Here is a 20940-nt window from a genome sequence, read left to right as displayed (position 1 = left end):
CCGCGCCTTTGGTCAATCCACCCGTCAGCGGGCGTGGATCATTGTGCGGAACAGATGCGGGTCCAGGCTTTCGGCCGCGAAGGTCTCGCCCTCGGTCAGAAGGCTGATCGCGTCGTGGCTGTGCAGGCTCTCCTGATGGCTCGCCACCACCCGGAAGTCGCCGATGCGCGGATCGGCCCGCAGCGCCTCGCAGAACAGCCGCGCCGCGTCCTCGACGAAGATCGGGTTGGCGGCGTTCAGTTCCGCAAAGGCCTGTTCGTCCTCGCGCTTGACCATGACCTGGGTCTCGGTCACGACCGCGCCGCGCGCGAGCTCGACCAGGTCCTCGATCGCCATCTCGCCGGTCAGTTCGACCGACAGCCGCGCCACCGAGCGCTGCGAATGCGGCGTCGCCAGCTGGCCGCGCTCCATCCGGGCATGTTCCGACAGTTCCAGGCTGCACGGGCAGGTCGAGCTGTAGACATAGTCCAGATGCACGATCCGCTTGCGCACACCGGCGGTCTCGACCAGTTCCAGCGCGATGTCGTAGTACTGCCAACCGGTCAGATCCGACCGCAGGCTGACCATCTGCATCGGGAAGGACAGCCGCATCTGGATGCGCGCGTCGAAGCTGCCGAGATCGGCCTTGTAGTCGTCCAGCGCCGCCTCGATCACGCCGAAGGAGAACTCCTTCTCGGCATGGGCATAGAAGGACCGCATGATGCGGCTCATGTTGATGCCCTTCTTCTCGGCCTCGAGGCTGACCGTACCGGTCACGCTGGTCTCCAGCACGAGGGACGCGCCGTCGCGGGTGGCGTAGCGGATCGGCAGGCGGAAGTTCGAGATGCCGACATGCTGGATCCGCGCCTTCGCGCCCCGGATCAGGCTGGCAGGGCCGTTCTGCAGGTCGGGCATGGCGCGCAGATAGCCCGCATCGGGGCGGAAGGCCTCCGGATAGATGCGCGACAGCGCCGGATAGCCCTGGCCTGGCAGCAGGAAGCCCACGGCGGAATCCAGCCGGGCGATGTCCTCGTCCGACACCTTGCCTGCCCATTGCCGCAGCACGGCCAGCGCCGCCTCTGCCTCTTCCCGGGTGGGAAGACGGTCGATCTCGGGGGTGTGGATGTTCATGGGCAGGTCCTTTCGGTTCGGGCGCGGCCCTCGGGCAGGCGCCGTCAATTTCCGGAATGTCTTACGAGCAGATCCCGCCGCCGGATCACCCTGGTCCGGGGCAGGCCCCCATCAGATAGGCATTTCCGCGCGCCGCACAAGCGGGGATTGCGACCCGGGCGCCACGATTTGCGTCACGGCGCAACCGGATGCCGCCCAGGCCGGAGGCGAGACGATGGCACACATCCGGGATTGTCCGGCACAGCCCCATCCGTAACGGTCCCGCAGGAATCGATGCGTGCAGCGCCACCCACGGTTCTGCATCTTGGACGGCCAAGCGACAGAGGCGCCGGCATTTCAAGATGAAACCGGTGTGACGACCGGCACGCAAACTCAGACGAAACCGGGACGATGGCTCCGGCAAATGCCCCGGACGCGTTGACCGGATCGGCGGGTGCTGCACTACTGTGAACGTCACGAAAATGCTGGATTGCAATGTTGGACTGGTGTCCGAACAAGAAGATGGGGGTGGCAACAGATGTTCGGCAAGAAGTCCGGCGTCAGGACCGCGTTCCGCGAGTTCCTGAGATTCACGCCTCCAGCGAAGCCCGACGGAGCAAACGTCACACCGCCGCGCAGGATTGTCGATGCCGACGCTGTTGTCTGGCTGAGCGGCGCTCTTGTGAACTCAAGACGCCAGGGCCTCTTCGCACCCGTCCCGCACGATCTCCGAAAGGCGCAGCCGCCAGCGATGCCCGATCACATCGGCCAGGCGGCGAGGGCCGGCGCCTACGGACAGGACGTTCCAGAGGATTGGCTGCCCCGCCGCTGGTGGCTCCCTGCGTCGGTCGGACTCAAGGGCCCGCTTCCGCCGGTGCTCGGCAACGGCTGGCTGGTCATGCATCGGAGTGTCGCCGAGATCTTCCGGTCTTTCGATTTGGGCGATTGCAGGATCGTGCCGGTCGAGCTTGTGGACGGCGATCACGCGACCGTCCTTTCGGACCAATACGACCTGTTCCATGTGTGCAACAGGCGGCCGACCCTTGATCTGGAACGCTCGACATCGGTAATAATGCCCGATCCGCACGCGGCACCCGATCTTCGCATGTTCCACTAAGAAACCCGCGATCAGCCGCGCCAGTACTTTGCCGATCCGGCCGCTGCCCGGGGACCGGCACTCTGGATGGATCCTCGCGTGTATCGTGCGCTGTTCCTTGCCCCGGCGCTGGTGGAAGCCCTGAAGACGGCAAAGCGCGCGCAGCATTTCTCGCTCATGCCCTGTGCGGCAAGCACCGGCTGACGCACCAGAGAATACAATCCGAACCCTGCCGATGTACGACCCGGGGAAAGGACTAGCCGGTCGAAGTCCGGTCACCCGGCTTTTCGGCGGGCCCCCAAGTCTGGATGGACCCGGCTGGACGTGGGCGCTGTTCCTGTCGGACCGGCTTCAGGCTGCATTGAAAGACGCCCGGTTCGACAAGGCCTTCTCGCTGGTGGCCTGCGCGCCGGGCTGACAGGCCGGGCGGCGCCTCAGACCGAGGCCCCCAGCGCGCGCGTCAGGTCGGCGATCAGGTCGTCCGCATCCTCCAGCCCCAGGGACAGGCGGATCAGGCCGGGGGTGATGCCGAGGGCGTCCTTCTGGTCCTGCGGCAGCCGCTGATGCGTCGTCGTCGCGGGATGCGTGGCGATGGTCTTGGCGTCGCCCAGGTTGTTGGAAATCCTGGCAATTTCCAGCGCATTCATGAAGCGGAAGGCCGCCTCCTTCCCGCCCTTCACCTCGAAGGTGACGAGCGTGCCGCCCGACCCCATCTGCACCATGGCCAGCGCGTGCTGCGGATGGCTTTCGAGCCCCGGATAGATCACCTTCGTCACCTGCGGATGCCCCTCCAGCGCCCGCGCCACGGCCAGCGCGGTATCGGCCATCGCCCGGCAGCGCAGGTCCAGCGTCGCCATGCCGTTCAGGTGCATCCAGGCGGTGAAGGGGGACATGCTGCCCCCGGTGTGCTTCATGTAGGGTTCAAGCGTCTTGCGGATGAACTCGCGGCTGCCGCAGACCACCCCGCCCAGGGCGCGCCCCTGCCCGTCGATGTGCTTCGTGGTGGAATAGACCACCACATCGGCGCCCTGCTCGACCGCGCGGGAAAAGATCGGCGTGGCGAACACGTTGTCGCAGATCACCAGCGCGCCGACGCCATGGGCGATCTCACTCACCCCGCGGATATCCACCAGCTCCAGCGTCGGGTTCGACATCGATTCGAAGAACACCGCCTTCGTCCCCGGCGTGACCGCCGCCCGCCACTGGCCGAGGTCGGCGCCATCGACGAAGGTCACGCGCACGCCGAACTTTCCCAGCACCTCTTCCAGCACATAGAGGCAGGACCCGAACAGCGCCCGCGCGCTGACCACATGGTCCCCCGCCCGCAAGGCCGACATCAGCGCGCCCGAAACCGCCGCCATGCCGGAGGCCGTGGCGAAGGCGTCCTCCGTGCCCTCCAGCGCCGCGATGCGGTCCTCGAACATCCGGGTGGTGGGGTTGCCGTAGCGGGCATAGATGAACTCGTCCTCGCCCGCCTTGATGAACCGCGCCTCGGCGGCCTCGGCGGTGGGATAGACGAAGCCCTGCGTCAGGAAGATCGCCTCGGCCATCTCGCCATACTGGCTGCGACGGCTGCCCTCGTGCACCAGCTGCGTGCGGGTCTTCCAGTCCTTCGTCATCTCGCGGCGGCCCCCCGGCCAAGAAAAAGCCCCGGCAAACCCAAAGGTGCCGGGGCGATCCCCCTCACCTCTTTAGCGGCTTGTTTAACGTGGCCCGCAATCCGGTAACAAAGCGCCACGGGCCGCCTGATACGCCCGCACCCCGCTGTGGTCAAGCTGCCACAGCCGCAGGCTGTCATCTGCCGGTCATCGCTGCGTCACCGCCCCGTTGCCACCCCGCGGCAGAAGGCGGACAAGCGAGCAGTTCGAGACAGGTCATGACCGACGATCCCCGTCCGATCCGAGCCGACATGGGCCCCCGCGGCCTGAGCCTCGACCGCGACCGGCTGGCGCGCAAGCTGGCCGCCCTGTCAGCCAGCGCCCCGATCGTCGTGATGATCCACGGCTGGCGCTATGCCCCGGGCTTTGCCGGGGATTGCCCGCATGGCTCGATCCTGTCGCTCGACCCGCCGCCGGGCGACCGGCGCGCGGTCAGCTGGCCCCGTCACCTCGGCCTCGACGGCCGCTCGGCCCTTGGCATCGCGCTGGGGTGGAGCGCGAAATGCGACCCATGGCGCGCCCACCTGCGGGCCGGCTGGACGGGACCCGCGCTGGCCGAGATCGCTCGCACTGTCCACGACCTGACCGGGCGCGGGATCCAGGCCATCGCCCATTCCATGGGCGCGCGCGTCGCGCTGGCCGCCCTGCCGCTCGTCCCGGCCGGGCACATCCACCGGATGATCCTGCTCGCGGCGGCGGAAACCCGGCGCGTCGCGCTCTCTGCGCTCGACACGCCCGCGGGCCGGTCGGTCGAGGTCATCAACGTCACCACGCGCGAGAACGACCTGTTCGACGCCTGTTTCGAATGGGGCATCCACCTCGGCCTGCGCACCTCGATCGGCCAGGGCCTCGGGCGCAGCCGCCCGAACTGGCACGACCTCTGGATCGACCAGCCCCGCACGTTGCAGGCCTTGGCGGGGCTCGGCCATGTCCTGTCGGACCCGCCGCGGCGGATTTGCCACTGGTCGCCCTACCTGCGCCCCGGCACCATCGCGCTATACCGCGCCCTGATCGAGGGACGGCTCTCGGCCAGGGACCTGCCGCTCTACCGTCCCGGCCGGCGCTGGTCGCGCCTCATCCTCGGCGCGCGCGGCATGGACCTGGGTTCGGGCCTGCCTGCGGCCTAGCTGCCGACACGCACCCACAAGCCGATCGAACGACGCAACGCGCCTTGCCCGACGGAAAGGAAAGGGCGCCTCGCGGCGCCCTTGGCAAAAGTCCTTGGGGAAAAAGGTCTTGCTGGAAAATTCCCGGACGGTCGGGCTCAAGCCCGATGGCCGTTGTCGTCGAGGTTGATGACCGTCAGCACCATGGCGCGCAGGATCGTGTGGCCGATGATCGGCAGCACGGCCCAGAACAGCAGCCAGTAGGACGGATCGGCAATGCGGATCATCGTCTCGTTCATCAGCAGGAAGGCGAAGTTGTAGATCACCATCATGCGGGTCAGGTTCGGCAGGTGGTCGCGCATTTCCGCGTCGGGCCAGAAGCTTGCTGCAGTTGCCGTGCGGTTGTTCAGGACGTCCTGCAGGAAGACACCGCCGATCACCACGTAGAACAGGCTCTGGATCCGCTGGCACCAGAGCGGATCGTCCGCCAGCGCCAGCACAAGAAGCGGCAGGCCGGCGAAGGCCAGCGCGAAGGTCACCGCCTGCCCGACCGTGTAGCGGGTCAGAAGCCGCCGCACCATGCCCTCGAAGCCCATCCCGATCCGCACCGCCAGCGCCGCCATGAAGGCTGTAGCGAAGGCCTCGCCGGCATGATCCGGCCCGTAGGCCACCGAAAGCACCGGATAAGCCACCAGAAGCACCGCGCCTGGCAGATAGAGCGACCGCGACAGGGGAGGCAGATCCTGGAACAGGCTCAGGAACAGGCGGACCAGATCGAACGGCGTGCGGTGCATGGGTCAACTCCCTTTCGCTTGCCCTCCGGTCTAGCGGCGCATCAAGGCAGAGCTGGGGCAGAACCCGGACCCTTGCGGGGCAATCCTGTGCCGTTCGTCAGGATTTGTCCTCGGGCTCCTCGATCATGAAACGTTGCAGCGTCATGAACTGGACCATCAGGAACAGGAACAGCGCCGCGGGCATGGCAAAGGTCTCCAGCTTGACCCACAATTCCGTCGATTGCGTGCGCCAGATGATCTCGTTCGCAACGGCAAGAGCGGCGAACATCCACGTCAGCCGCCGGGTCAGGATCATCCAACCCTCGGGTTTCATTGGCAAAGCCTCGGCCATCACCCATTGCAAGAGGCTCTTGCCGCGCAGAAGCCCCGCGCCCAGGATCGCCGCGAAGGTGCCATAGACGATCGTCGTCTTCATCTTGAAGAACCGCTCGTCGTTGAACCAGGCGGTCAGGCCCCCGAAGACCACGACCATCACCGCGACGAAGATCTGCATCCGGCTGATCGCGCCGGTCAACAACCATAGCGCGAAAATTGCGGCAAGAAGCAGCGGAACCAGGATCAGCGCCGCCACAATGAAGCCGGAATACTCGGTCCCGCCCAGCGTGTAGGTCTGATCCTTGATCCGCATGTAGATCAAGAAGAAGACCAGGGTCGGCCCCAGCTCCAGCACCTGCTTGAGAATCGGGTTGATCTTCCTATCCGCCATCGCCTCATCCGTCCTTCCTTCGCGTCCGTCGCGCTCATGGCACGATCCCGGGCTGCCAGTCGATCTCCAGCCGGCTGCCGGCCAGAAGCCGCGCCAGCGCCTCGGGGCTTGCGGGGTCGCGCGACAGGGCCAGAAGCCCCAGCTCGGCCGCGCCGATCCCCCTCTCGGCGACCAGCTCTGCAACCAGCCGCCCCCGTCCCTGCGGCAGGGCCCGCACCGCTGCCTCCAGTTCCGTCCGCCCGGCCTCGCCCAGCGCCGCCTCGGGCAGGGCGGCGACAAGTGCCATCAGCGCCCCGCGCGCCACTTCGACCGCCGCGCCGCCCTCGGCTCCCGGCTCCACCGCCGCGCCCCAGGCCGCCAGGGCCGGGCGCAGGCTCCGCCCGTCGCTCCGCCAGTCGAGCCGCAACCGATGCAGCCGGCCCGACGGCAGATCACGCGCCGACAGCCCTGCCCCGGAAGCCTCCGCCGACAGCCGCAGCGCGCTGCCCCCCGACAGTTCCAGCCGAGCCTCGTCAACCATAAGCCGATCCTCTCCGGGATCCCGGCGCAGCGCCAGCCGCAGGTCCGCCGTCTGCAACCGCAGAAGATCGCGCAGCCAGCCCGGCAGGTCCCGCTCCTGAAGCCCGGGCGCAAGGCGCAGGCCCTGCCCCTCGACCTCCAGCGACAGGACCTCCGCCCCCTCGGCCCCCGCCCTGGCCCGCAGCCTGCCGGCGGCGACGGTCGGGACACCCGCCCCCGTCAGCCGCGCCCCGTCCAGCACGCACCAGCCGCCCGCCATCGCCGCGGGCGGGGCGCTGACCGTCAGGCCCGAAAGGTCCCGCAGCGCCTCAGGCATCCCGGCGCAGGGAACCGGCGTCTCGGCCGCACCCGGCCCTGCCGCCAGGGCAAGAACCAGCGCAAGCCTAAGGCGCATCTGCATGCGTCCAGCTTGCGTCAAGCGCCACGCCCCGGAAAAGCGGCGCGGCCTCGGCCAGCGTCGCGGGCATCCCGGTCAGCGCATAGCCGCCGAACCGCACCGGCCCAAGGCCCGGATCGGCCCGCAGCGACAACTCCAGCACCCCCGCCGGGTTCGGCAGTTCCCCGACCAGCGCCGCCAGAGCCGCCTTGCTTGCCGGCGGAACGCTCGCCTCGGGCAGGTCGGCAACCAGCGCCATAATCCCGGCCCGCAGCCGCTCGGCCGCCGCGTCCATGTCGCCCTCGTAGGGCAGCAGGGCCGCCCCCAGCGGCATCAGAAGGTAGCTCTCGAACAGCCCGTGGGTCTCGATCCGCAACTCCGCTCCTGTCAGCGCAAAGCCCGTCGCCGACATCTGCATTGCCCCGGTCGAGGACAGGTCCACCCCCGCCACCGTGGCGCGCAGGTCCAGGGCATTGGCGCCGGGGAAGTCGATGCCCAGCCCCTCCAGCCGCAACACCCTTGCCGCGGGATCCCAGGCCAGCGAGGCTTCGGCCGCGATCCGGTTCGCCCGCGCCTGCGCCGCGTAAAGCCAATCGAACTGCGCATTGCCGGTCTGGACCACCAGCCGCAGCCCCTCGACCGCGACCTCAAGCCCCTCGGGCAGGACCGACCCGTCCACCAGCCAGGGCAGCGCGCTGCCGCGGAACCGCAGCCGGTCCATGTGCCAGTCCGGCAGATACTGGCCGTCGAGGTCAAGGACCGGCCCGCCCACCACGCACCAGTCGCCCTCCTGCGCGACGGCCTCCTGCCGGACCGCGCCGTACGGCGAAAGCCCCTCTGCCACCCGCGCCCAGACCTGACCGCACAGCCCCGCCTCGCCCTCGGCCAGGGCCGGCCCCGCCAGCATCAGGGCCAGGGCCGCGCCCCGGATCATGCCTCGGCCCCGACCAGGGCGCGCGCGAACTCCTCGGGGTCGAAGGGGGCCAGGTCGTCGATCTGCTCGCCCACCCCGATCGCGTGGATCGGCAGGCCGAAGCGGTCGGCCAGCGCCACCAGCACGCCGCCCTTGGCCGTGCCGTCGAGCTTGGTCATCACGAGGCCCGAGACATCGGCGATCTTGCGGAAGATCTCGACCTGGGTCAGCGCGTTCTGGCCGGTGGTGGCGTCCAGCACCAGCAGCGTATTGTGCGGTGCGGTCGGATCGACCTTGCGGATGACGCGGACGATCTTGGCCAGTTCCTCCATCAGGTCGGCCCGGTTCTGCAACCGCCCCGCCGTGTCGATCATCAGAAGGTCCGCGCCCTCGGCCCGGGCCCTGGTCAGCGCGTCGAAGGCCAGGCTCGCCGGGTCGCTGCCCTCGGGCGCGGTCAGCACCGGCACACCCGCGCGCTTGCCCCAGATCTGCAACTGCTCCACCGCCGCGGCGCGGAAGGTGTCGCCGGCGGCGATCACGACCTGCTTGCCCGCCGCCTTGAACTGGCTGGCCAGCTTGCCGATCGTCGTGGTCTTGCCCGATCCGTTCACCCCCACTACCAGCACGACCTGCGGCTTCTGCGGATAGATCGGCATCGGCCGCGCCACGGGTTCCATGATCCGCGCGACCTCTGCGGCCAGTGCCGCCCGCAACTCGCGGGTGGAGATCTTCCGCCCGAAGCGGCCCTCCGCGATGTTGGCGGTGACGCGCACGGCGGTCTCCACCCCCATGTCGGCCTGGATCAACAGCTCCTCCAGGCTTTCCAGCATCGCGTCGTCCAGCACCCGGCGCGGCTCTTCGGCCTGGGCCCGCCCGAACAGCCGGCCCAGAAGGCCGGGCTTCGCCTGCGGCGCGGATTGGGGCGCGGCCGCGGCTCGGGCCCGGTCCATGGGCGCGGGGTCCTCGGGCATCGGCAGCTCGGGTTCGGGCAGTTCCGGCGGCGTGGGCTCGGGCAGGTCCGGTGCGGCGGGCTCGGGCAGTTCCGGCGGCGAAGGCTCGGGCAGTTCCGGCGCGGGCTCCGGAAGCTCGCGCGGCGGGTCCTTCGGGTCCTCGGCCCCCTCGGCGACCAGCGCCTCCAGCCCCTCGCCGATCCGGTTCGAGGACCGGAACATCCGCTCCTTGAGCTTGCTGAAGAACGACATGGGCGGCACCCCCGGGCTGTTTTCCTTCACCTAGTCGCTTTGGCCCGGCTTTGGAAGGCCGGAGGACCGACCGCGGCTCTTCGTTCGCCTGCGGCTCCTCATCGCTGAGGCGCACCCCGCGAGGAGCGACGAAGTCGACGACGAGCCGCCACCCCTCAGCCCGCGTAAAGAACCGACCCCCACAGGATCAGCGCCTGCCCCGCCCAGTAGGCGGGCCAGAGCGTCAGCGCCAGCCGCCGCCGCCAGCCCGCATCCTTCACCACGAAGAGTTGCAGCGCCAGCAGCAGGTCCGACAGGATGAACAGCCCCGCCCCCGCCCGCAAGACGCCCTGCCCGGCATGCGCGGGCAGCACCAGCGCCGCCGCCCCCATCAGCCCGATCAGCCCGACATAGCCCCTCACCGGCTGCCGCAGGTCGCCCGTGCGCGGCGCGAGCCAGACCTCGGTCGAGACCAGCAGGGCTGCCAGAACCGCCAGCGCCAGCCCCTCCCCCGCCGAGATCCCATCGAACCCCAGCTCCGCGCCCCGCCAGAGGAACCCGCCGGCATAGGCCAGATGCCCCAGCCCGAAGGCCGCCACCCCGGCCAGGAACCGCCCGATCCCGCCCAGCGCCAGCATCAGGTCGCCCAGTGTCCCCAGCGCCAGCCCGAGGGGCACCAGCCAGAACGAGCCGCCCGGCGCCAGCGTCGCCGCCTGTCCCAGTGCCAGCACCGCCAGCAGGCCCGTCGAGGCCGTCTTGACCGCCGCCCCCGTCGCCCCCTTCACCTCGCGCGTGGCAAAGCCCAGCCAGAAGACCACCGCCGCAGCCAGCGACAGGATGGCTGTTGCAATGGCCAGCATTTCGCCCAACCTGTCCGGCATCACTCCCTCCACGCCACCCGCGCCAGACTTGACCGCCGACCGATCCGATGCAAGCCCGCCCCCTGCCCCTTGCCGCCTTCGCCCTTGCAGCCCTCAGCCCGCTGGCGCTGATCGGGCTCGGCCTTGCCCTCGGGCCGGGCTGGCTCTGGGCGGGGTTCCTCTACATGGCGGTGCTGACCGTGATCCTCGACCAGCTCATCCCGCTGACCGCCGGCCAGGCCGAGGGCGACGAGTTTCCCGCGGCCGACGCCCTGCTGATCGCCACCGGGATCGGCGCGCTCACCCTCTTGCCGCTCGCCACCTGGGGCGTGGCCGGCGCCTCGGTCCTCACGCCCGGCCAGCGGGTGCTCCTGTTCTTCGCGGCGGGCTTCTGGCTCGGCCAGGTCGCGCATCCGGCCGCGCACGAGCTGATCCACCGGCCGCGCCGGGCGCTCTTCCGGCTCGGCGCCACGGTCTATGCCGCCCTCCTCTTCGGCCAGCACGCCAGCGCCCACCGCCTCGTCCACCACCGCCATGTCGCAAGCCGCGACGACCCCAACACCGCCCGCGCGGGCGAAAGCTTCTACCGTTTCGCCCGCCGCGCCTGGATCGGCAGCTTCCGCGAAGGCGCCCGCGCGGAAACCGCGCTGCGCAAGGGCGCGGCCCGCCCTGGCCTGCACCCCTACGCCGCCTACCTGGCGATCGGGCTGGCCGCGCTGACGCTCGCCACGCTCATCGCCGGCCTGCCGGGACTGCTAACCTGGACCGGCCTCGCGCTGCATGCGCAAAGCCAGATCCTGCTGTCCGACTACGTCCAGCACTACGGCCTGACCCGCGCCCGCCGTCCCGACGGGCGGCTGGAACCCGTCGGCCCCGCGCACAGCTGGAACACCGCGCACTGGTTCTCCTCGGCCATGATGCTCAACGCCCCGCGCCATTCCGACCACCATGTCCACCCCGCGCGCCCCTTCCCCGCCCTCGCCCTGCCCGCGCCCGGGGACGCCCCGCGCCTGCCCTGGCCCCTGCCGCTCGCCTGCGCTCTTGCACTCGCCCCCCGCGCCTGGCGCCGCGCCATGGCGCCCCATCTCGCCCGCTGTCGGGAAATCCGACCCTCTTCCGCAGCCCCGGACACGGCGGCTTGACTGGTCAAGCCGCGCCGCCTCTGGCACTCTCCCCGCGAAGTCACGGAGCCCGACATGCGCCCCACCACCCTTGCCCTGATCCTTGCCGCCACGCCGGCCCTTGCCGAAACACCCCTGAACGCCGAGCAGTTCGACGCCGCCACCCGCGGCGACACGATCACCTACGACTACGGTGGCGGGCTCTTTGGCACCGAGGAATACCTCGAAGGCCGCCGCGTCCGCTGGGCCTTCGAGGGCGACCTCTGCATCTACGGCATCTGGTATCAGAAGGACGACCAGATCTGCTTCGAATACGAACGCGACCCGACACCCGCCTGCTGGCTCTACTTCCTGGAGAACGGCAAGATCCGCGGTCGCTACATGGGCGAGGGCGGCGGCTGGGAGATCCTCGAATCCTCGCGCGACGGCGGCCCCCTGCCCTGCGCCGGGCCGGACCTGGGCGTCTGACGCCATGTGCCGCGCCGCCGCCTTTCTCGCCCTCGCGCTGCTGCCCGCGCTGGCGCTGGCCGACAACCCGCCCGCCGGCGATATGGCCCTCTCCCTCGGCGCCCCGATCTCCGCCGAGGAGTTCGAGGCCCATGTCACCGGAAAGACCGTGACCTACCACCAGCACGGGCTTCTCTTCGGGATTGAGGAATACCTCGCCGACCGCAAGGTCCGTTGGAGCGTGACCGCCGACACCTGCCAGTATGGCATCTGGTATCCCTCGGGGCAGGATATCTGCTTCGTCTACGAGGACGACCCGACACCCGCCTGCTGGACCTTCTGGCTCAAGGACGGCGCCCTTGTCGCGCTTTCGACCGAGGCCGCACCGGGGCAGGAGCTTTACGAGACCTCCGCCGACAGCACGCCCCTGCCCTGCCCCGGCCCGGATCTCGGCGTCTGACCATGCGCGCGGCCCTCGCCTGCCTGATCCTTGCCCCGCATCTGGCCCAGCCCCTCGTCGCCCGCACCCTGATGACGGCCGAGGAATTCGACCGCTTCTCCCTCGGCAAGACGCTCGACTATGCGACGGACGGGCAGGTCTGGGGGTCCGAGGCCTATTTCGAGGGCCGCCGCGTCCGCGATGCCGATGCGGGCGGCCCCTGTCTCGACGGCAGCTGGTTTCCGCAGGGCGATGCGATCTGCTTCGTTTACCCCGCGCGCGACGGTCTGCACTGCTGGCACTACTGGCGCGAGGGCGACAGGGTGCTGGCCCAGCCCCTCTCCAGCCCTGACGCGCCTCCGCAAGAGGTGACCGAGGCCGCCTCCCCCCTCGCCTGCCCCGGCCCGGATGTCGGGGTCTAGCATGCGCGCCTTACTCCTGCCCGCCCTGCTCGCCGCGACCCCGGCCTTCGCCGGGGACCCGGTCACGGCGGACGAGTTCGACGCCCTCACCCTCGGCCGCAGCATGTCCTGGTCGGAGTCCGGCATGGTCTATGGTCTGGAACAGTATCTGCCCGGCCGCCGCGTCCGCTGGGCGGCGGTGGGCGAGGATTGCACCCTGGGCCACTGGTATGCCGACGGTCCCGCGATCTGCTTCAAGTATGAAACCGATGTCGAGCCCGACTGCTGGATCATCACCCGCAGCGCCACGGGCTTCGACGCGGCCTATACCACAAGCCCGCCCGGAACCCCGCCCGTGACCGTCGCCGTTACCCCCGATCCCCCCGCCTGCCCCGGCCCCGAGGTCGGCAGCTGATGCGGCCCGCAGTCCTGCTTGCCGCTGCTCTGCTGCTCGCCCTTCCGGCCCGGGCCGAGCCCGCCGACCCGCCGCTGTCGGCCGAGGCGTTCGAGCGTTTCGTGCAGGGCCGCACCTTCGACACCCATGACGAGACCGGCCGCTACGGGGTGGAAACCTTCCTTCCCGGCCGCAGGGCGATCTGGCGCGATGCCGAGCGGTGCCTCGAAGGTCGCTGGCGGGCGCAGGGCCAGATGATCTGTTTCGACTACAAGGGCATCGACACGCCCTTTTGCTGGACCTACCACGACCGGGGCAGCGCGCTCGCGGCCTGGCTCGACGGCGACCGGACCACCGCGCCGATCCAGCTTTTCCCTTCGCCCGAGGTCGTGACCTGCGAAGGCTGGTTCGGGGTCTGACCCCGCAACCTGGCCCCCCGGGCCACCAGATTTCTAAAGCAAGAAATCTGCCAAATCCTTGCTCAAGGATCTTGGCCGCCCCCGGTCCGCACCGGTCGCGCCTTGGCTCGTCTTCGTCAACAGAACCTGAACGCCCACGGCCAACCCATTGAGTCGGCGAAGGTCCACCGGCATGTCCCGCGTGGACAGGGGCTCAGAACAGGCTGCCCTGCCCGCCGTCGCCCTCGCCCCTCGCCCGCCGCGCGGGACGGTTGCCGACCGCAAGCCGCCCGTCGGCGAATTCGATCTCCAGCGCCGCCGCCCCCTCCGCCGCCGCCTTCGAGGTGACGACCGCCCCATCCCCCCGGACGACCGCATAACCCCGCTTCAGCGTCTCGTGGTAGCCCAGCGTGACCCGGGTCCGGTCCAGCGCCTCCAGCCGGTCCGCCAACCGCCGGAACCGCTGGTCCATGGCCGCGTCCATGCGCTCGCCCAGCCGCGACAGGTCGCGCCGCCCGTCGGACACCTTCCGCCCCGCCTCGCCCAGAAGCCGCGCCAGCGCGGGCGCCAGCCGCGCCGCGAGGCCCTCCAGCCGCTCGCCCCGCCGCTCCAGTCTGAGAAGGATCGCACGGGCCAGCCGCTCTCCCCTGGCCGACAACTGGTCCCCCTGCCGCGCCAGAAGCCCCCGCAGCGCGCCGGGCTGCAACCGCCCCGCCACCCGGTCGAACTCCCGGTGCTTCTTCGCGACCGCCAGCCCCAGCGCCGACCCAAGCCGCATCGTCCCCGCATCCAGCCGCTGCCGGGGCGAGGCGACCAGCGTCTCCACTCGGGGCAGCGCGCGGCTCAGGTCCCGCAACCGCTGCCGCCGCTGCACCACGCCCTGCCCGACGCCCCGCACCAGCCGCGCACCCAGCGCCTCCAGCGTCGCCAGCAGCTCCAGCCGCACCGGCACCGCCAGCTCTGCCGCCGCCGTGGGCGTGGGCGCGCGCAGGTCGGCGGCGTAGTCGATCAGCGTCGTGTCCGTCTCGTGCCCCACGGCCGAGATCAGCGGGATCCGCGAGGCCGCCGCCGCGCGCACCACCACTTCCTCGTTGAACCCCCACAGATCCTCCAGGGACCCGCCGCCCCGCGCCACGATCAGCACGTCGGGGCGCGGGATCGGCCCCCCGGGCTCGATCGCGTTGAAGCCCCGGATCGCCGCCGCGACTTCGGCCGCGCAGGACTGGCCCTGCACCGCCACCGGCCAGACCAGCACATGCCGGGGAAAGCGGTCGCGCAGACGGTGCAGGATGTCCCGGATCACCGCCCCGCTGGGAGAAGTCACCACCCCGATCACCTGCGGCAAGTAGGGGATCGGCTTCTTCCGCGTCGGGTCGAACAGCCCCTCGGCCCCCAGCGCGGCCTTGCGCTTCTCCAGCATCGCCATCAGCGCGCCCGCCCCCGCCGGGGCCACGTCCTCGACGATCAGCTGATACTTGGACTGGCCCGGAAAGGTGGTCATCCGGCCCGTGGCCACGACCTCCATCCCCTCCTCGGGCCGCACCTGCATGCGCGCGACCTGCCCCTTCCAGCTGACCGCCGCGATCACCGCGCGGTCATCCTTAAGGTCGAAGTAAAGGTGCCCCGAGGCCGGCCGGCTGACCCGCCCCACCTCGCCCCTGACCCGGACAAGGCCGAACTCCCCCTCGATCACCCGCTTGACCGCGCCCGAAAGCTCGGAGACCGTGTATTCCGGCTGGTTGCCCTGCGGCGCGGGTCCGTCCTCGAAAAGGTCCATGCTTGCCCTCCGTCGCCCCCGACCCTATGACGCCGCGAGGGAACTTCCAAGCGGGGGCGCGGCCATGAACATCCTGATCCTGGGCTCGGGCGGGCGGGAACATGCGCTGGCCTGGGCAGTGAAGCAGAACCCCAAATGCGACCGGCTGATCGTCGCGCCCGGCAATGCAGGCATCGCGATGCTCGCCGAATGCGCCGATCTCGACATCCTCGACGGCGCGGCGGTGGTGGGCTTCTGCGAAGAGAACGCCATCGACTTCGTGATCGTCGGCCCCGAGGCCCCGCTGGCTGCCGGCGTGGCCGATGCCACCCGCGCCGCGGGCCTTCTCACCTTCGGCCCCTCTGCCGCCGCGGCCCGGCTGGAGGCATCGAAGGCCTTCACCAAGGAAATCTGCGCCGCCTGCGGCGCCCCCACCGCCGCCTGGGCCCGCTTTACCGCAGCCGAACCCGCGAAAGCCCATGTTCGCGCCCGGGGCGCGCCGATCGTGGTCAAGGCCGACGGTCTGGCGGCAGGCAAGGGCGTGATCGTGGCGATGACCGAGGCCGAGGCGCTGGCCGCCATCGACGACATGTTCGGCGGCGAATTCGGCTCGGCCGGGGCCGAGGTGGTGATCGAGGAATTCATGCCGGGCGAAGAGGCGAGCTTCTTCGTCCTCACCGACGGCTCCCACGCCCTTCCCATCGGCACCGCTCAGGACCACAAGCGCGTGGGCGAGGGCGACACCGGCCCGAACACCGGCGGAATGGGCGCCTACTCCCCCGCGCCAGTCCTGACCGAGGCGATCCAGCGTCAGGCCATGGACGAGATCGTCCTGCCCACGATCCGCGAAATGGCCCAGCGCGGCACGCCCTACCAGGGTGTGCTCTATGCCGGCCTGATGATCGCGGATGGGCGGGCGCGGCTGGTGGAATACAATTGCCGCTTCGGCGACCCGGAGACCCAGGTCCTGATGATGCGGCTCGGCGCGCAAGCGCTGGACCTGATGCTCGCCTGCGCCGAGGGGAGGCTGGCCGAGGCCCGCGTCAACTGGGCCGACGACCATGCGCTGACCGTGGTCATGGCCAGCGCGGGCTATCCCGGCGCCTATGCGAAGGGCAGCCAGATCCGGGGCCTTGAGGAACTGCCCGAGGACAGCCGGCACATGGTCTTCCACGCCGGCACTGCCGAGCGCGACGGCCGGATCGTCGCGACCGGGGGACGGGTGCTGAACGTGACCGCCCGGGGCGAGACCCTGCGCGCGGCGCGCGACGCGGCCTATGCCTTGGTCGATGCGATCGACTGGCCCGGCGGCTTCTGCCGGCGCGACATCGGCTGGCGGGCGCTGACCGAAAGGCGCGGCTGACGCCGCAGGCCTTACCTCTCGTCGTCGGCTTGCGCCTCCTCCTCGGCGGACGGGGGGCGCTGCCACTCCTGCTCCCCTGAGTATTTGGGAAAGGGCAAGTGGCTTTGCCCTTCACCCAGGACTCCCGCCGGAGGTGAGGCATGGCCTCGCCGCAGCTTCGAGGGGCCATGCCGCAAGGAGGAGGAGGCGCAGGCCCACGAAGGGAGGAAAGGCGTCGCACATCCGCGCCGCAATTCGGCCCCGGCGGGTCTTGCACCTGCATCGGCGCTTGCATATGAGGCGCGGGGATCTGAGACGGGCCCTTGGGAGGGACCATGCCGCTTCTGGTGATGAAATTCGGGGGAACCTCGGTCGCCGACCTCGCGCGGATCGAGAACGCCGCGAAGAAGGTGCAGGCCGAGGTCGAGCGCGGCTATGACGTGATCGTCATCGTCAGCGCCATGTCCGGCAAGACCAACGAGCTGGTGGGCTGGGTCGAACAGACATCGAAGCTCTATGATGCGCGCGAATATGACGCGGTGGTCTCCTCGGGCGAGAACGTGACCGCCGGCCTCATGGCGCTGCGGCTGCAGGAGATGGGCATCCCCGCGCGGTCCTGGCAGGGCTGGCAGGTGCCGATCAACACGACCTCCGCCCATGGCGCGGCGCGCTTCGTGTCGATCCCGCGCGACAACATCGACGCCAAGTTCCGCGAAGGCTTCAAGGTCGCCGTCGTGGCGGGCTTCCAGGGCCTCTCGCCCGAGGGCCGGATCACCACGCTCGGCCGTGGCGGCAGCGACACCACGGCCGTGGCCTTCGCCGCCGCCTTCGGGGCCGAACGCTGCGACATCTACACCGATGTCGATGGCGTCTATACCACAGACCCCCGCATCAGCCCCAAGGCGCGCAAGCTGGACAAGATCGCCTTCGAGGAGATGCTGGAACTGGCCAGCCTTGGCGCCAAGGTGCTGCAGACCCGCTCGGTAGAGCTGGCGATGCGCTACAAGGTGCGGCTGCGGGTGGTCTCTTCCTTCGAGGAGGTCACCGACAATTCTGGGACCCTGGTCTGCGACGAGGATGAAATCATGGAATCGAAAGTTGTGTCCGGCGTCGCCTATTCCCGCGACGAGGCGAAGATGACGCTTCTGAAGGTCGAGGACCGCCCCGGCGTCGCCGCGGCGATCTTCGGCGCGCTCGCCGATGCGGGCGTGAACGTGGACATGATCGTCCAGAACATCAGCGAACTCGACAACCCCGACGACAAGCGCGCCCATACCGACATGACCTTCAGCCTGCCCACCAACCAGGTGGACCGCGCGAAGAAGGCCATCGAGGAGGCGGCGGCGGCGGGCAAGTTTGCCTTCAGCTCGCTGGTGACCGACACCGATGTCGCCAAGGTCTCGGTCGTGGGCATCGGGATGCGCAGCCAGGTGGGCGTGGCCGCCCGGATGTTCGCGGCGCTTGCGGCCGAGAACGTGAACATCAAGGTCATCACCACCTCCGAGATCAAGATCTCGGTCCTGATCGACCGCAAGTACATGGAACTTGCTGTCCAGGCCCTGCACGACGCCTTCGAGCTCGACAAGGCCTGAACACGGCCATGGCCATAGTCATCGCCGCGGGCATCCTCTCGATCGTCGTGGTTGCTGCCGGTCTGAGCGGACTGTTCCAGCGCGGACCCGGTGTGGTGCTGCGCGTCCTCGGTGCGATCCTGGTCCTGCCCCTTCCGGTCTTCTGGGTCTGGCTCTTCCGCAATCTGCTCCTCGACATAACGGTTGGCTACGGTAACGGCCTGGTCGAGCTGGGCTACCTTGTGATGAGCCTGGCTGTCGGGATCATAGGGGCCCTCCTCGGCGCAATCGGGACCGCACGCGCCCGCAGGACCCCTCCGGTCTCGACGTCCAAGGTCAATCGCGGCCGTGATGGCAACTGACGGGAACGTGGGGCACCTTCTGACTGTCCGGGTGCGCCAGGGCCGATCCACGCCCATATGCCGGGCAAGTTGAGCGCAGGACCGCGGCGCGGCATCAGCCCAGTTCCCCTTGATCGCGTCGTATGATCTAAGGGCGGAAACAATCGCAAGGGTGCCCGATGCCGGACCGGAGTGAAAGCGAAAGCCGCAAGCTTCTGCGTCGCCTGCGCGACGTGCTGTCCATGTCGGGCGAGGGACAGGACCGGCTGGACCGCATCACCCATCTCATCGCCGACAGCATGGGGACCGAGGTCTGCTCGATCTACCTTTTCCGCGACCCCGAGACGCTGGAGCTTTGCGCGACCGAGGGGCTGAAGAAGGAAGCCGTCCACCAGACCCGGATGAAGCTGGGCGAGGGTCTCGTCGGCCGCGTCGCCCGCACCGGCCAGCCGGTCAACACCGCCGACGCCCCGAACGAAAGGGGTTTCCGCTACATGCCGGAAACCGGAGAGGAACTCTTCTCCTCCTTCCTCGGCGTGCCGATCCAGCGGGTCGGCGAAAAGCTGGGCGTGCTGGTCGTCCAGTCCAAGACCGCGCGGCAGTTTTCCGAGGACGAGATCTACGCGCTGGACGTGGTGGCCATGGTGCTGGCCGAGATGACCGAGCTTGGCGCCTTCACCTCGGGCGATGGCGCCATGCGGGCGCTGCACAAGCAGCCGGTGATGATCCGCGGCAGCTCGGGCCAGGAAGGCGCGGCCGAGGGGCGGGTCTGGCTGCACGAGCCCCGCGTCGTGGTGACGAACCCCGTGGCCGACGACCCATTGACCGAGATCGACCGCATCCGCGCCGCCGTGGGCGAGTTGCGCGTCTCGATCGACGACCTTCTTGAGGCCCAGCAGCTGGACAAGGAACAGAAGCAGGTGCTGGAAGCCTACCGGATGTTCGCTCATTCCCGCGGATGGCTGCGCCGGATGGAGGAAGACATCATGCGCGGCCTCTCGGCCGAGGCGGCGGTGGAAAAGGAACAGTCCGCCGCCCGCGCGCGGATGGAACAGGTGCCCGACCCCTATCTGCGCGAAAGGTTGCAGGACCTCGACGACCTGTCGAACCGTCTCCTCCGCATCCTGACAGGCCAGGGGCAGGACACCGGCGCCGAGATGCCGGACAACCCGGTCCTCGTTGCGCGCAACATCGGCCCGGCGGAACTTCTCGACTACGGCCGCAAGCTGAAGGGCGTGGTGCTGGAGGAGGGGTCCGTCGGCAGCCATGCCGCCGTCGTCGCGCGGGCGCTGGCCATACCCCTGGTCATAAACGCCGACCGCATCGTGGCCGAGGCGCTGAACGGCGACCCGATCCTCGTCGATGGCGACCAGGGCATCGTGCACCTGCGCCCCGAGGAGACCGTCGCCCGCGCCTTCCGCGACAAGATCGCCATGCAGGCCGAGGCGCAGAAGCGCTATGCCAGCCTGCGCAACCTTCCTGCGACCACGCTCTGCGGCACGACGATCTCGTTGCACATGAACGCGGGCCTCATGGCCGACCTGCCCAGTCTTGAAGGCTCGGGCGCCGACGGGGTGGGCCTGTTCCGCACCGAACTGCAATTCCTGATCCGCTCCAGGATGCCGCAACGGGCCGAGCTTGCCGCGCTCTATGCCCGCGTCATGGACGCGGCCAAGGGCAAGCGCGTGGCCTTCCGCACGCTCGACATCGGTTCGGACAAGGTGCTGCCCTACATGAAGCCGCCCGAGGAACCGAACCCCGCCATGGGCTGGCGGGCGGTCCGGGTGGGCCTCGACAAACCCGGCGTCCTGCGCATGCAGCTACAGGCGCTGATCCGTGCCGCGAAGGGCCGGCCCCTGACCGTGATGTTTCCCCTCGTCACCGAGATGAGCGAATTCCAGCAGGCGCGCTCCTACGCATTGCGCGAACTGCACCGCGAAAAGTCGCTTGGCCACCCGGTCCCCGAACGGATCGAGATCGGCGCGATGATGGAGACGCCCTCGCTGGCCTTCGCGCCAAAAAGCTTCTTCGAGCTGACGGATTTCGTCTCGGTCGGCGGCAACGACCTGAAACAGTTCTTCTTCGCCGCCGACCGCGAGAACGAACTCGTCCGCCGCCGCTACGACACGCTGAACCTCTCTTTCCTGTCCTTCCTGGAACAGGTCGTCGCCCGCTGCGCCGAGACGGGCACCCCCCTCTCCTTCTGCGGCGAGGACGCGGGCCGGCCGATCGAGGCGCTGGCGCTCGCCGCGATCGGCTTCCGGACCCTCTCGATGCGACCGGCCTCGGTGGGGCCTGTCAAGGCGCTGCTGCGCCGGGTCGATCTGACCGAGGCGCGCAAGGTGATCGACCGGGCCCGGGCAGAGGGCGCCGAAAGCGCCAGGCCGCTGCTGATGGACTGGCTTGCGACGCTCAAGACCTGACCCGCCGGT

Annotated in this window: 21 protein-coding genes and 1 riboswitch; of the genes, 12 read left to right on the top strand and 9 right to left on the bottom strand. The window is 69.6% G+C overall.

What is annotated here, in order from left to right; all coding sequences use genetic code 11:
- Positions 1-24: 24 nt before the first annotated feature.
- Entirely contained in the window at positions 25-1110 is a 1086-nt protein-coding gene (folE2, locus tag FL625_RS13135) for a GTP cyclohydrolase FolE2 (protein ID WP_149589138.1), read from the bottom strand.
- Positions 1111-1627: 517 nt separating this feature from the next.
- On the opposite strand from folE2, the gene FL625_RS13130 reads away from it, so the two are divergent.
- Positions 1628-2206 carry a hypothetical protein gene (locus tag FL625_RS13130; protein WP_149589137.1) on the top strand — a complete coding sequence of 193 codons (579 nt, stop codon included), beginning with the start codon at positions 1628-1630 and terminating at the stop codon, positions 2204-2206.
- A gap of 413 nt (positions 2207-2619) precedes the next feature.
- On the opposite strand, the gene metZ is transcribed toward FL625_RS13130, so the two are convergent.
- Positions 2620-3804, bottom strand: coding sequence for an O-succinylhomoserine sulfhydrylase (metZ, locus tag FL625_RS13125; RefSeq protein ID WP_149589136.1), 1185 nt, complete (start codon positions 3802-3804; stop codon positions 2620-2622).
- Between the two features lie 51 nt (positions 3805-3855).
- Positions 3856-3933, bottom strand: a riboswitch (SAM riboswitch).
- A 128-nt stretch (positions 3934-4061) separates the two neighbouring features.
- Here metZ and FL625_RS13120 point away from each other — a divergent pair.
- Positions 4062-4970, top strand: coding sequence for a hypothetical protein (locus FL625_RS13120; RefSeq protein WP_149589135.1), 909 nt, complete (start codon positions 4062-4064; stop codon positions 4968-4970).
- A gap of 137 nt (positions 4971-5107) precedes the next feature.
- Here the strand turns inward: FL625_RS13120 and FL625_RS13115 are convergent, their stop codons facing one another.
- From FL625_RS13115 to FL625_RS13090, 6 genes are all read right to left on the bottom strand, one after another.
- Positions 5108-5743: a hypothetical protein gene (locus FL625_RS13115; protein WP_149589134.1), complete on the bottom strand. Its 636-nt coding sequence runs from the start codon at positions 5741-5743 to the stop codon at positions 5108-5110.
- A gap of 97 nt (positions 5744-5840) precedes the next feature.
- The gene (locus FL625_RS13110; RefSeq protein ID WP_149589133.1) at positions 5841-6449 is read right to left on the bottom strand and encodes an inner membrane-spanning protein YciB; all 609 of its coding nucleotides are present in this window, start codon (positions 6447-6449) and stop codon (positions 5841-5843) included.
- Positions 6450-6483: 34 nt separating this feature from the next.
- The gene (locus FL625_RS13105; protein ID WP_160147780.1) at positions 6484-7368 is read right to left on the bottom strand and encodes a hypothetical protein; all 885 of its coding nucleotides are present in this window, start codon (positions 7366-7368) and stop codon (positions 6484-6486) included.
- Complete coding sequence (locus tag FL625_RS13100) at positions 7352-8278, bottom strand: hypothetical protein (RefSeq protein WP_149589131.1); 927 nt, start codon at positions 8276-8278, stop codon at positions 7352-7354. Before FL625_RS13100 ends, FL625_RS13105 begins: the two co-directional genes overlap by 17 nt.
- Complete coding sequence (ftsY, locus tag FL625_RS13095) at positions 8275-9459, bottom strand: signal recognition particle-docking protein FtsY (RefSeq protein ID WP_149589130.1); 1185 nt, start codon at positions 9457-9459, stop codon at positions 8275-8277. The genes FL625_RS13100 and ftsY overlap by 4 nt, the downstream gene beginning before the upstream one ends.
- 155 nt (positions 9460-9614) lie before the next feature.
- Positions 9615-10319 (bottom strand): lysoplasmalogenase family protein, encoded by a 705-nt coding sequence (locus FL625_RS13090; protein WP_149589129.1) that lies wholly within the window; start codon positions 10317-10319, stop codon positions 9615-9617.
- Positions 10320-10366: 47 nt separating this feature from the next.
- Between FL625_RS13090 and FL625_RS13085 the strand changes: the two genes are divergently transcribed.
- The 6 genes from FL625_RS13085 to FL625_RS13060 are packed head-to-tail and all read left to right on the top strand — an operon-like array spanning position 10367 to position 13519.
- The gene (locus FL625_RS13085) at positions 10367-11440 is read left to right on the top strand and encodes an alkane 1-monooxygenase (RefSeq protein ID WP_149589128.1); all 1074 of its coding nucleotides are present in this window, start codon (positions 10367-10369) and stop codon (positions 11438-11440) included.
- Between the two features lie 54 nt (positions 11441-11494).
- Entirely contained in the window at positions 11495-11887 is a 393-nt protein-coding gene (locus tag FL625_RS13080) for a hypothetical protein (RefSeq protein WP_149589127.1), read from the top strand.
- A gap of 4 nt (positions 11888-11891) precedes the next feature.
- Positions 11892-12326: a hypothetical protein gene (locus tag FL625_RS13075; protein ID WP_149589126.1), complete on the top strand. Its 435-nt coding sequence runs from the start codon at positions 11892-11894 to the stop codon at positions 12324-12326.
- 2 nt (positions 12327-12328) lie between these two features.
- Positions 12329-12727 (top strand): hypothetical protein, encoded by a 399-nt coding sequence (locus FL625_RS13070; RefSeq protein ID WP_149589125.1) that lies wholly within the window; start codon positions 12329-12331, stop codon positions 12725-12727.
- 1 nt (position 12728) lies between these two features.
- Entirely contained in the window at positions 12729-13121 is a 393-nt protein-coding gene (locus FL625_RS13065; RefSeq protein ID WP_149589124.1) for a hypothetical protein, read from the top strand.
- The gene (locus FL625_RS13060; RefSeq protein ID WP_149589123.1) at positions 13121-13519 is read left to right on the top strand and encodes a hypothetical protein; all 399 of its coding nucleotides are present in this window, start codon (positions 13121-13123) and stop codon (positions 13517-13519) included. The genes FL625_RS13065 and FL625_RS13060 overlap by 1 nt, the downstream gene beginning before the upstream one ends.
- 193 nt (positions 13520-13712) lie before the next feature.
- On the opposite strand, the gene xseA is transcribed toward FL625_RS13060, so the two are convergent.
- Entirely contained in the window at positions 13713-15275 is a 1563-nt protein-coding gene (gene xseA / locus FL625_RS13055) for an exodeoxyribonuclease VII large subunit (RefSeq protein WP_149589122.1), read from the bottom strand.
- A gap of 64 nt (positions 15276-15339) precedes the next feature.
- On the opposite strand from xseA, the gene purD reads away from it, so the two are divergent.
- The 4 genes from purD to ptsP all read left to right on the top strand — a co-directional run bounded on the left by purD (position 15340) and on the right by ptsP (position 20931).
- Positions 15340-16617, top strand: a complete 1278-nt coding sequence (gene purD / locus FL625_RS13050; protein WP_149589121.1) for a phosphoribosylamine--glycine ligase — start codon at positions 15340-15342, stop codon at positions 16615-16617.
- A 314-nt stretch (positions 16618-16931) separates the two neighbouring features.
- A complete protein-coding gene (locus FL625_RS13045) occupies positions 16932-18188 on the top strand; it encodes an aspartate kinase (protein ID WP_149589120.1) in 1257 nt (418 codons plus the stop codon).
- A gap of 8 nt (positions 18189-18196) precedes the next feature.
- Positions 18197-18529 carry a hypothetical protein gene (locus FL625_RS13040; RefSeq protein WP_149589119.1) on the top strand — a complete coding sequence of 111 codons (333 nt, stop codon included), beginning with the start codon at positions 18197-18199 and terminating at the stop codon, positions 18527-18529.
- 158 nt (positions 18530-18687) lie between these two features.
- On the top strand, positions 18688-20931 hold the full coding sequence (gene ptsP / locus FL625_RS13035) for a phosphoenolpyruvate--protein phosphotransferase (protein WP_149589118.1): 2244 nt from the start codon (positions 18688-18690) through the stop codon (positions 20929-20931).
- The last annotated feature ends 9 nt before the right edge of the window (positions 20932-20940 follow it).

It is taken from the genome of Tabrizicola flagellatus (assembly GCF_008271465.1).
Lineage (GTDB): Bacteria > Pseudomonadota > Alphaproteobacteria > Rhodobacterales > Rhodobacteraceae > Tabrizicola > Tabrizicola flagellata.
This window is presented reverse-complemented; position numbering and strand designations above follow the sequence as displayed.

Bases quoted from the DNA above. Each gene is read 5' to 3' on its own strand.
- FL625_RS13105 (WP_160147780.1), bottom strand. From the start codon at position 7,368: ATGCAGATGCGCCTTAGGCTTGCGCTGGTTCTTGCCCTGGCGGCAGGG.
- FL625_RS13080 (WP_149589127.1), top strand. From the start codon at position 11,495: ATGCGCCCCACCACCCTTGCCCTGATCCTTGCCGCCACGCCGGCCCTT.
- folE2 (WP_149589138.1), bottom strand. From the start codon at position 1,110: ATGAACATCCACACCCCCGAGATCGACCGTCTTCCCACCCGGGAAGAG.
- ftsY (WP_149589130.1), bottom strand. From the start codon at position 9,459: ATGTCGTTCTTCAGCAAGCTCAAGGAGCGGATGTTCCGGTCCTCGAAC.
- FL625_RS13115 (WP_149589134.1), bottom strand. From the start codon at position 5,743: ATGCACCGCACGCCGTTCGATCTGGTCCGCCTGTTCCTGAGCCTGTTC.
- FL625_RS13040 (WP_149589119.1), top strand. From the start codon at position 18,197: ATGGCCATAGTCATCGCCGCGGGCATCCTCTCGATCGTCGTGGTTGCT.
- FL625_RS13075 (WP_149589126.1), top strand. From the start codon at position 11,892: ATGTGCCGCGCCGCCGCCTTTCTCGCCCTCGCGCTGCTGCCCGCGCTG.
- FL625_RS13120 (WP_149589135.1), top strand. From the start codon at position 4,062: ATGACCGACGATCCCCGTCCGATCCGAGCCGACATGGGCCCCCGCGGC.
- FL625_RS13110 (WP_149589133.1), bottom strand. From the start codon at position 6,449: ATGGCGGATAGGAAGATCAACCCGATTCTCAAGCAGGTGCTGGAGCTG.
- FL625_RS13045 (WP_149589120.1), top strand. From the start codon at position 16,932: ATGCCGCTTCTGGTGATGAAATTCGGGGGAACCTCGGTCGCCGACCTC.
- metZ (WP_149589136.1), bottom strand. From the start codon at position 3,804: ATGACGAAGGACTGGAAGACCCGCACGCAGCTGGTGCACGAGGGCAGC.
- FL625_RS13085 (WP_149589128.1), top strand. From the start codon at position 10,367: ATGCAAGCCCGCCCCCTGCCCCTTGCCGCCTTCGCCCTTGCAGCCCTC.
- FL625_RS13090 (WP_149589129.1), bottom strand. From the start codon at position 10,319: ATGCCGGACAGGTTGGGCGAAATGCTGGCCATTGCAACAGCCATCCTG.
- FL625_RS13060 (WP_149589123.1), top strand. From the start codon at position 13,121: ATGCGGCCCGCAGTCCTGCTTGCCGCTGCTCTGCTGCTCGCCCTTCCG.
- FL625_RS13065 (WP_149589124.1), top strand. From the start codon at position 12,729: ATGCGCGCCTTACTCCTGCCCGCCCTGCTCGCCGCGACCCCGGCCTTC.
- ptsP (WP_149589118.1), top strand. From the start codon at position 18,688: ATGCCGGACCGGAGTGAAAGCGAAAGCCGCAAGCTTCTGCGTCGCCTG.
- xseA (WP_149589122.1), bottom strand. From the start codon at position 15,275: ATGGACCTTTTCGAGGACGGACCCGCGCCGCAGGGCAACCAGCCGGAA.
- FL625_RS13130 (WP_149589137.1), top strand. From the start codon at position 1,628: ATGTTCGGCAAGAAGTCCGGCGTCAGGACCGCGTTCCGCGAGTTCCTG.
- purD (WP_149589121.1), top strand. From the start codon at position 15,340: ATGAACATCCTGATCCTGGGCTCGGGCGGGCGGGAACATGCGCTGGCC.
- FL625_RS13100 (WP_149589131.1), bottom strand. From the start codon at position 8,278: ATGATCCGGGGCGCGGCCCTGGCCCTGATGCTGGCGGGGCCGGCCCTG.
- FL625_RS13070 (WP_149589125.1), top strand. From the start codon at position 12,329: ATGCGCGCGGCCCTCGCCTGCCTGATCCTTGCCCCGCATCTGGCCCAG.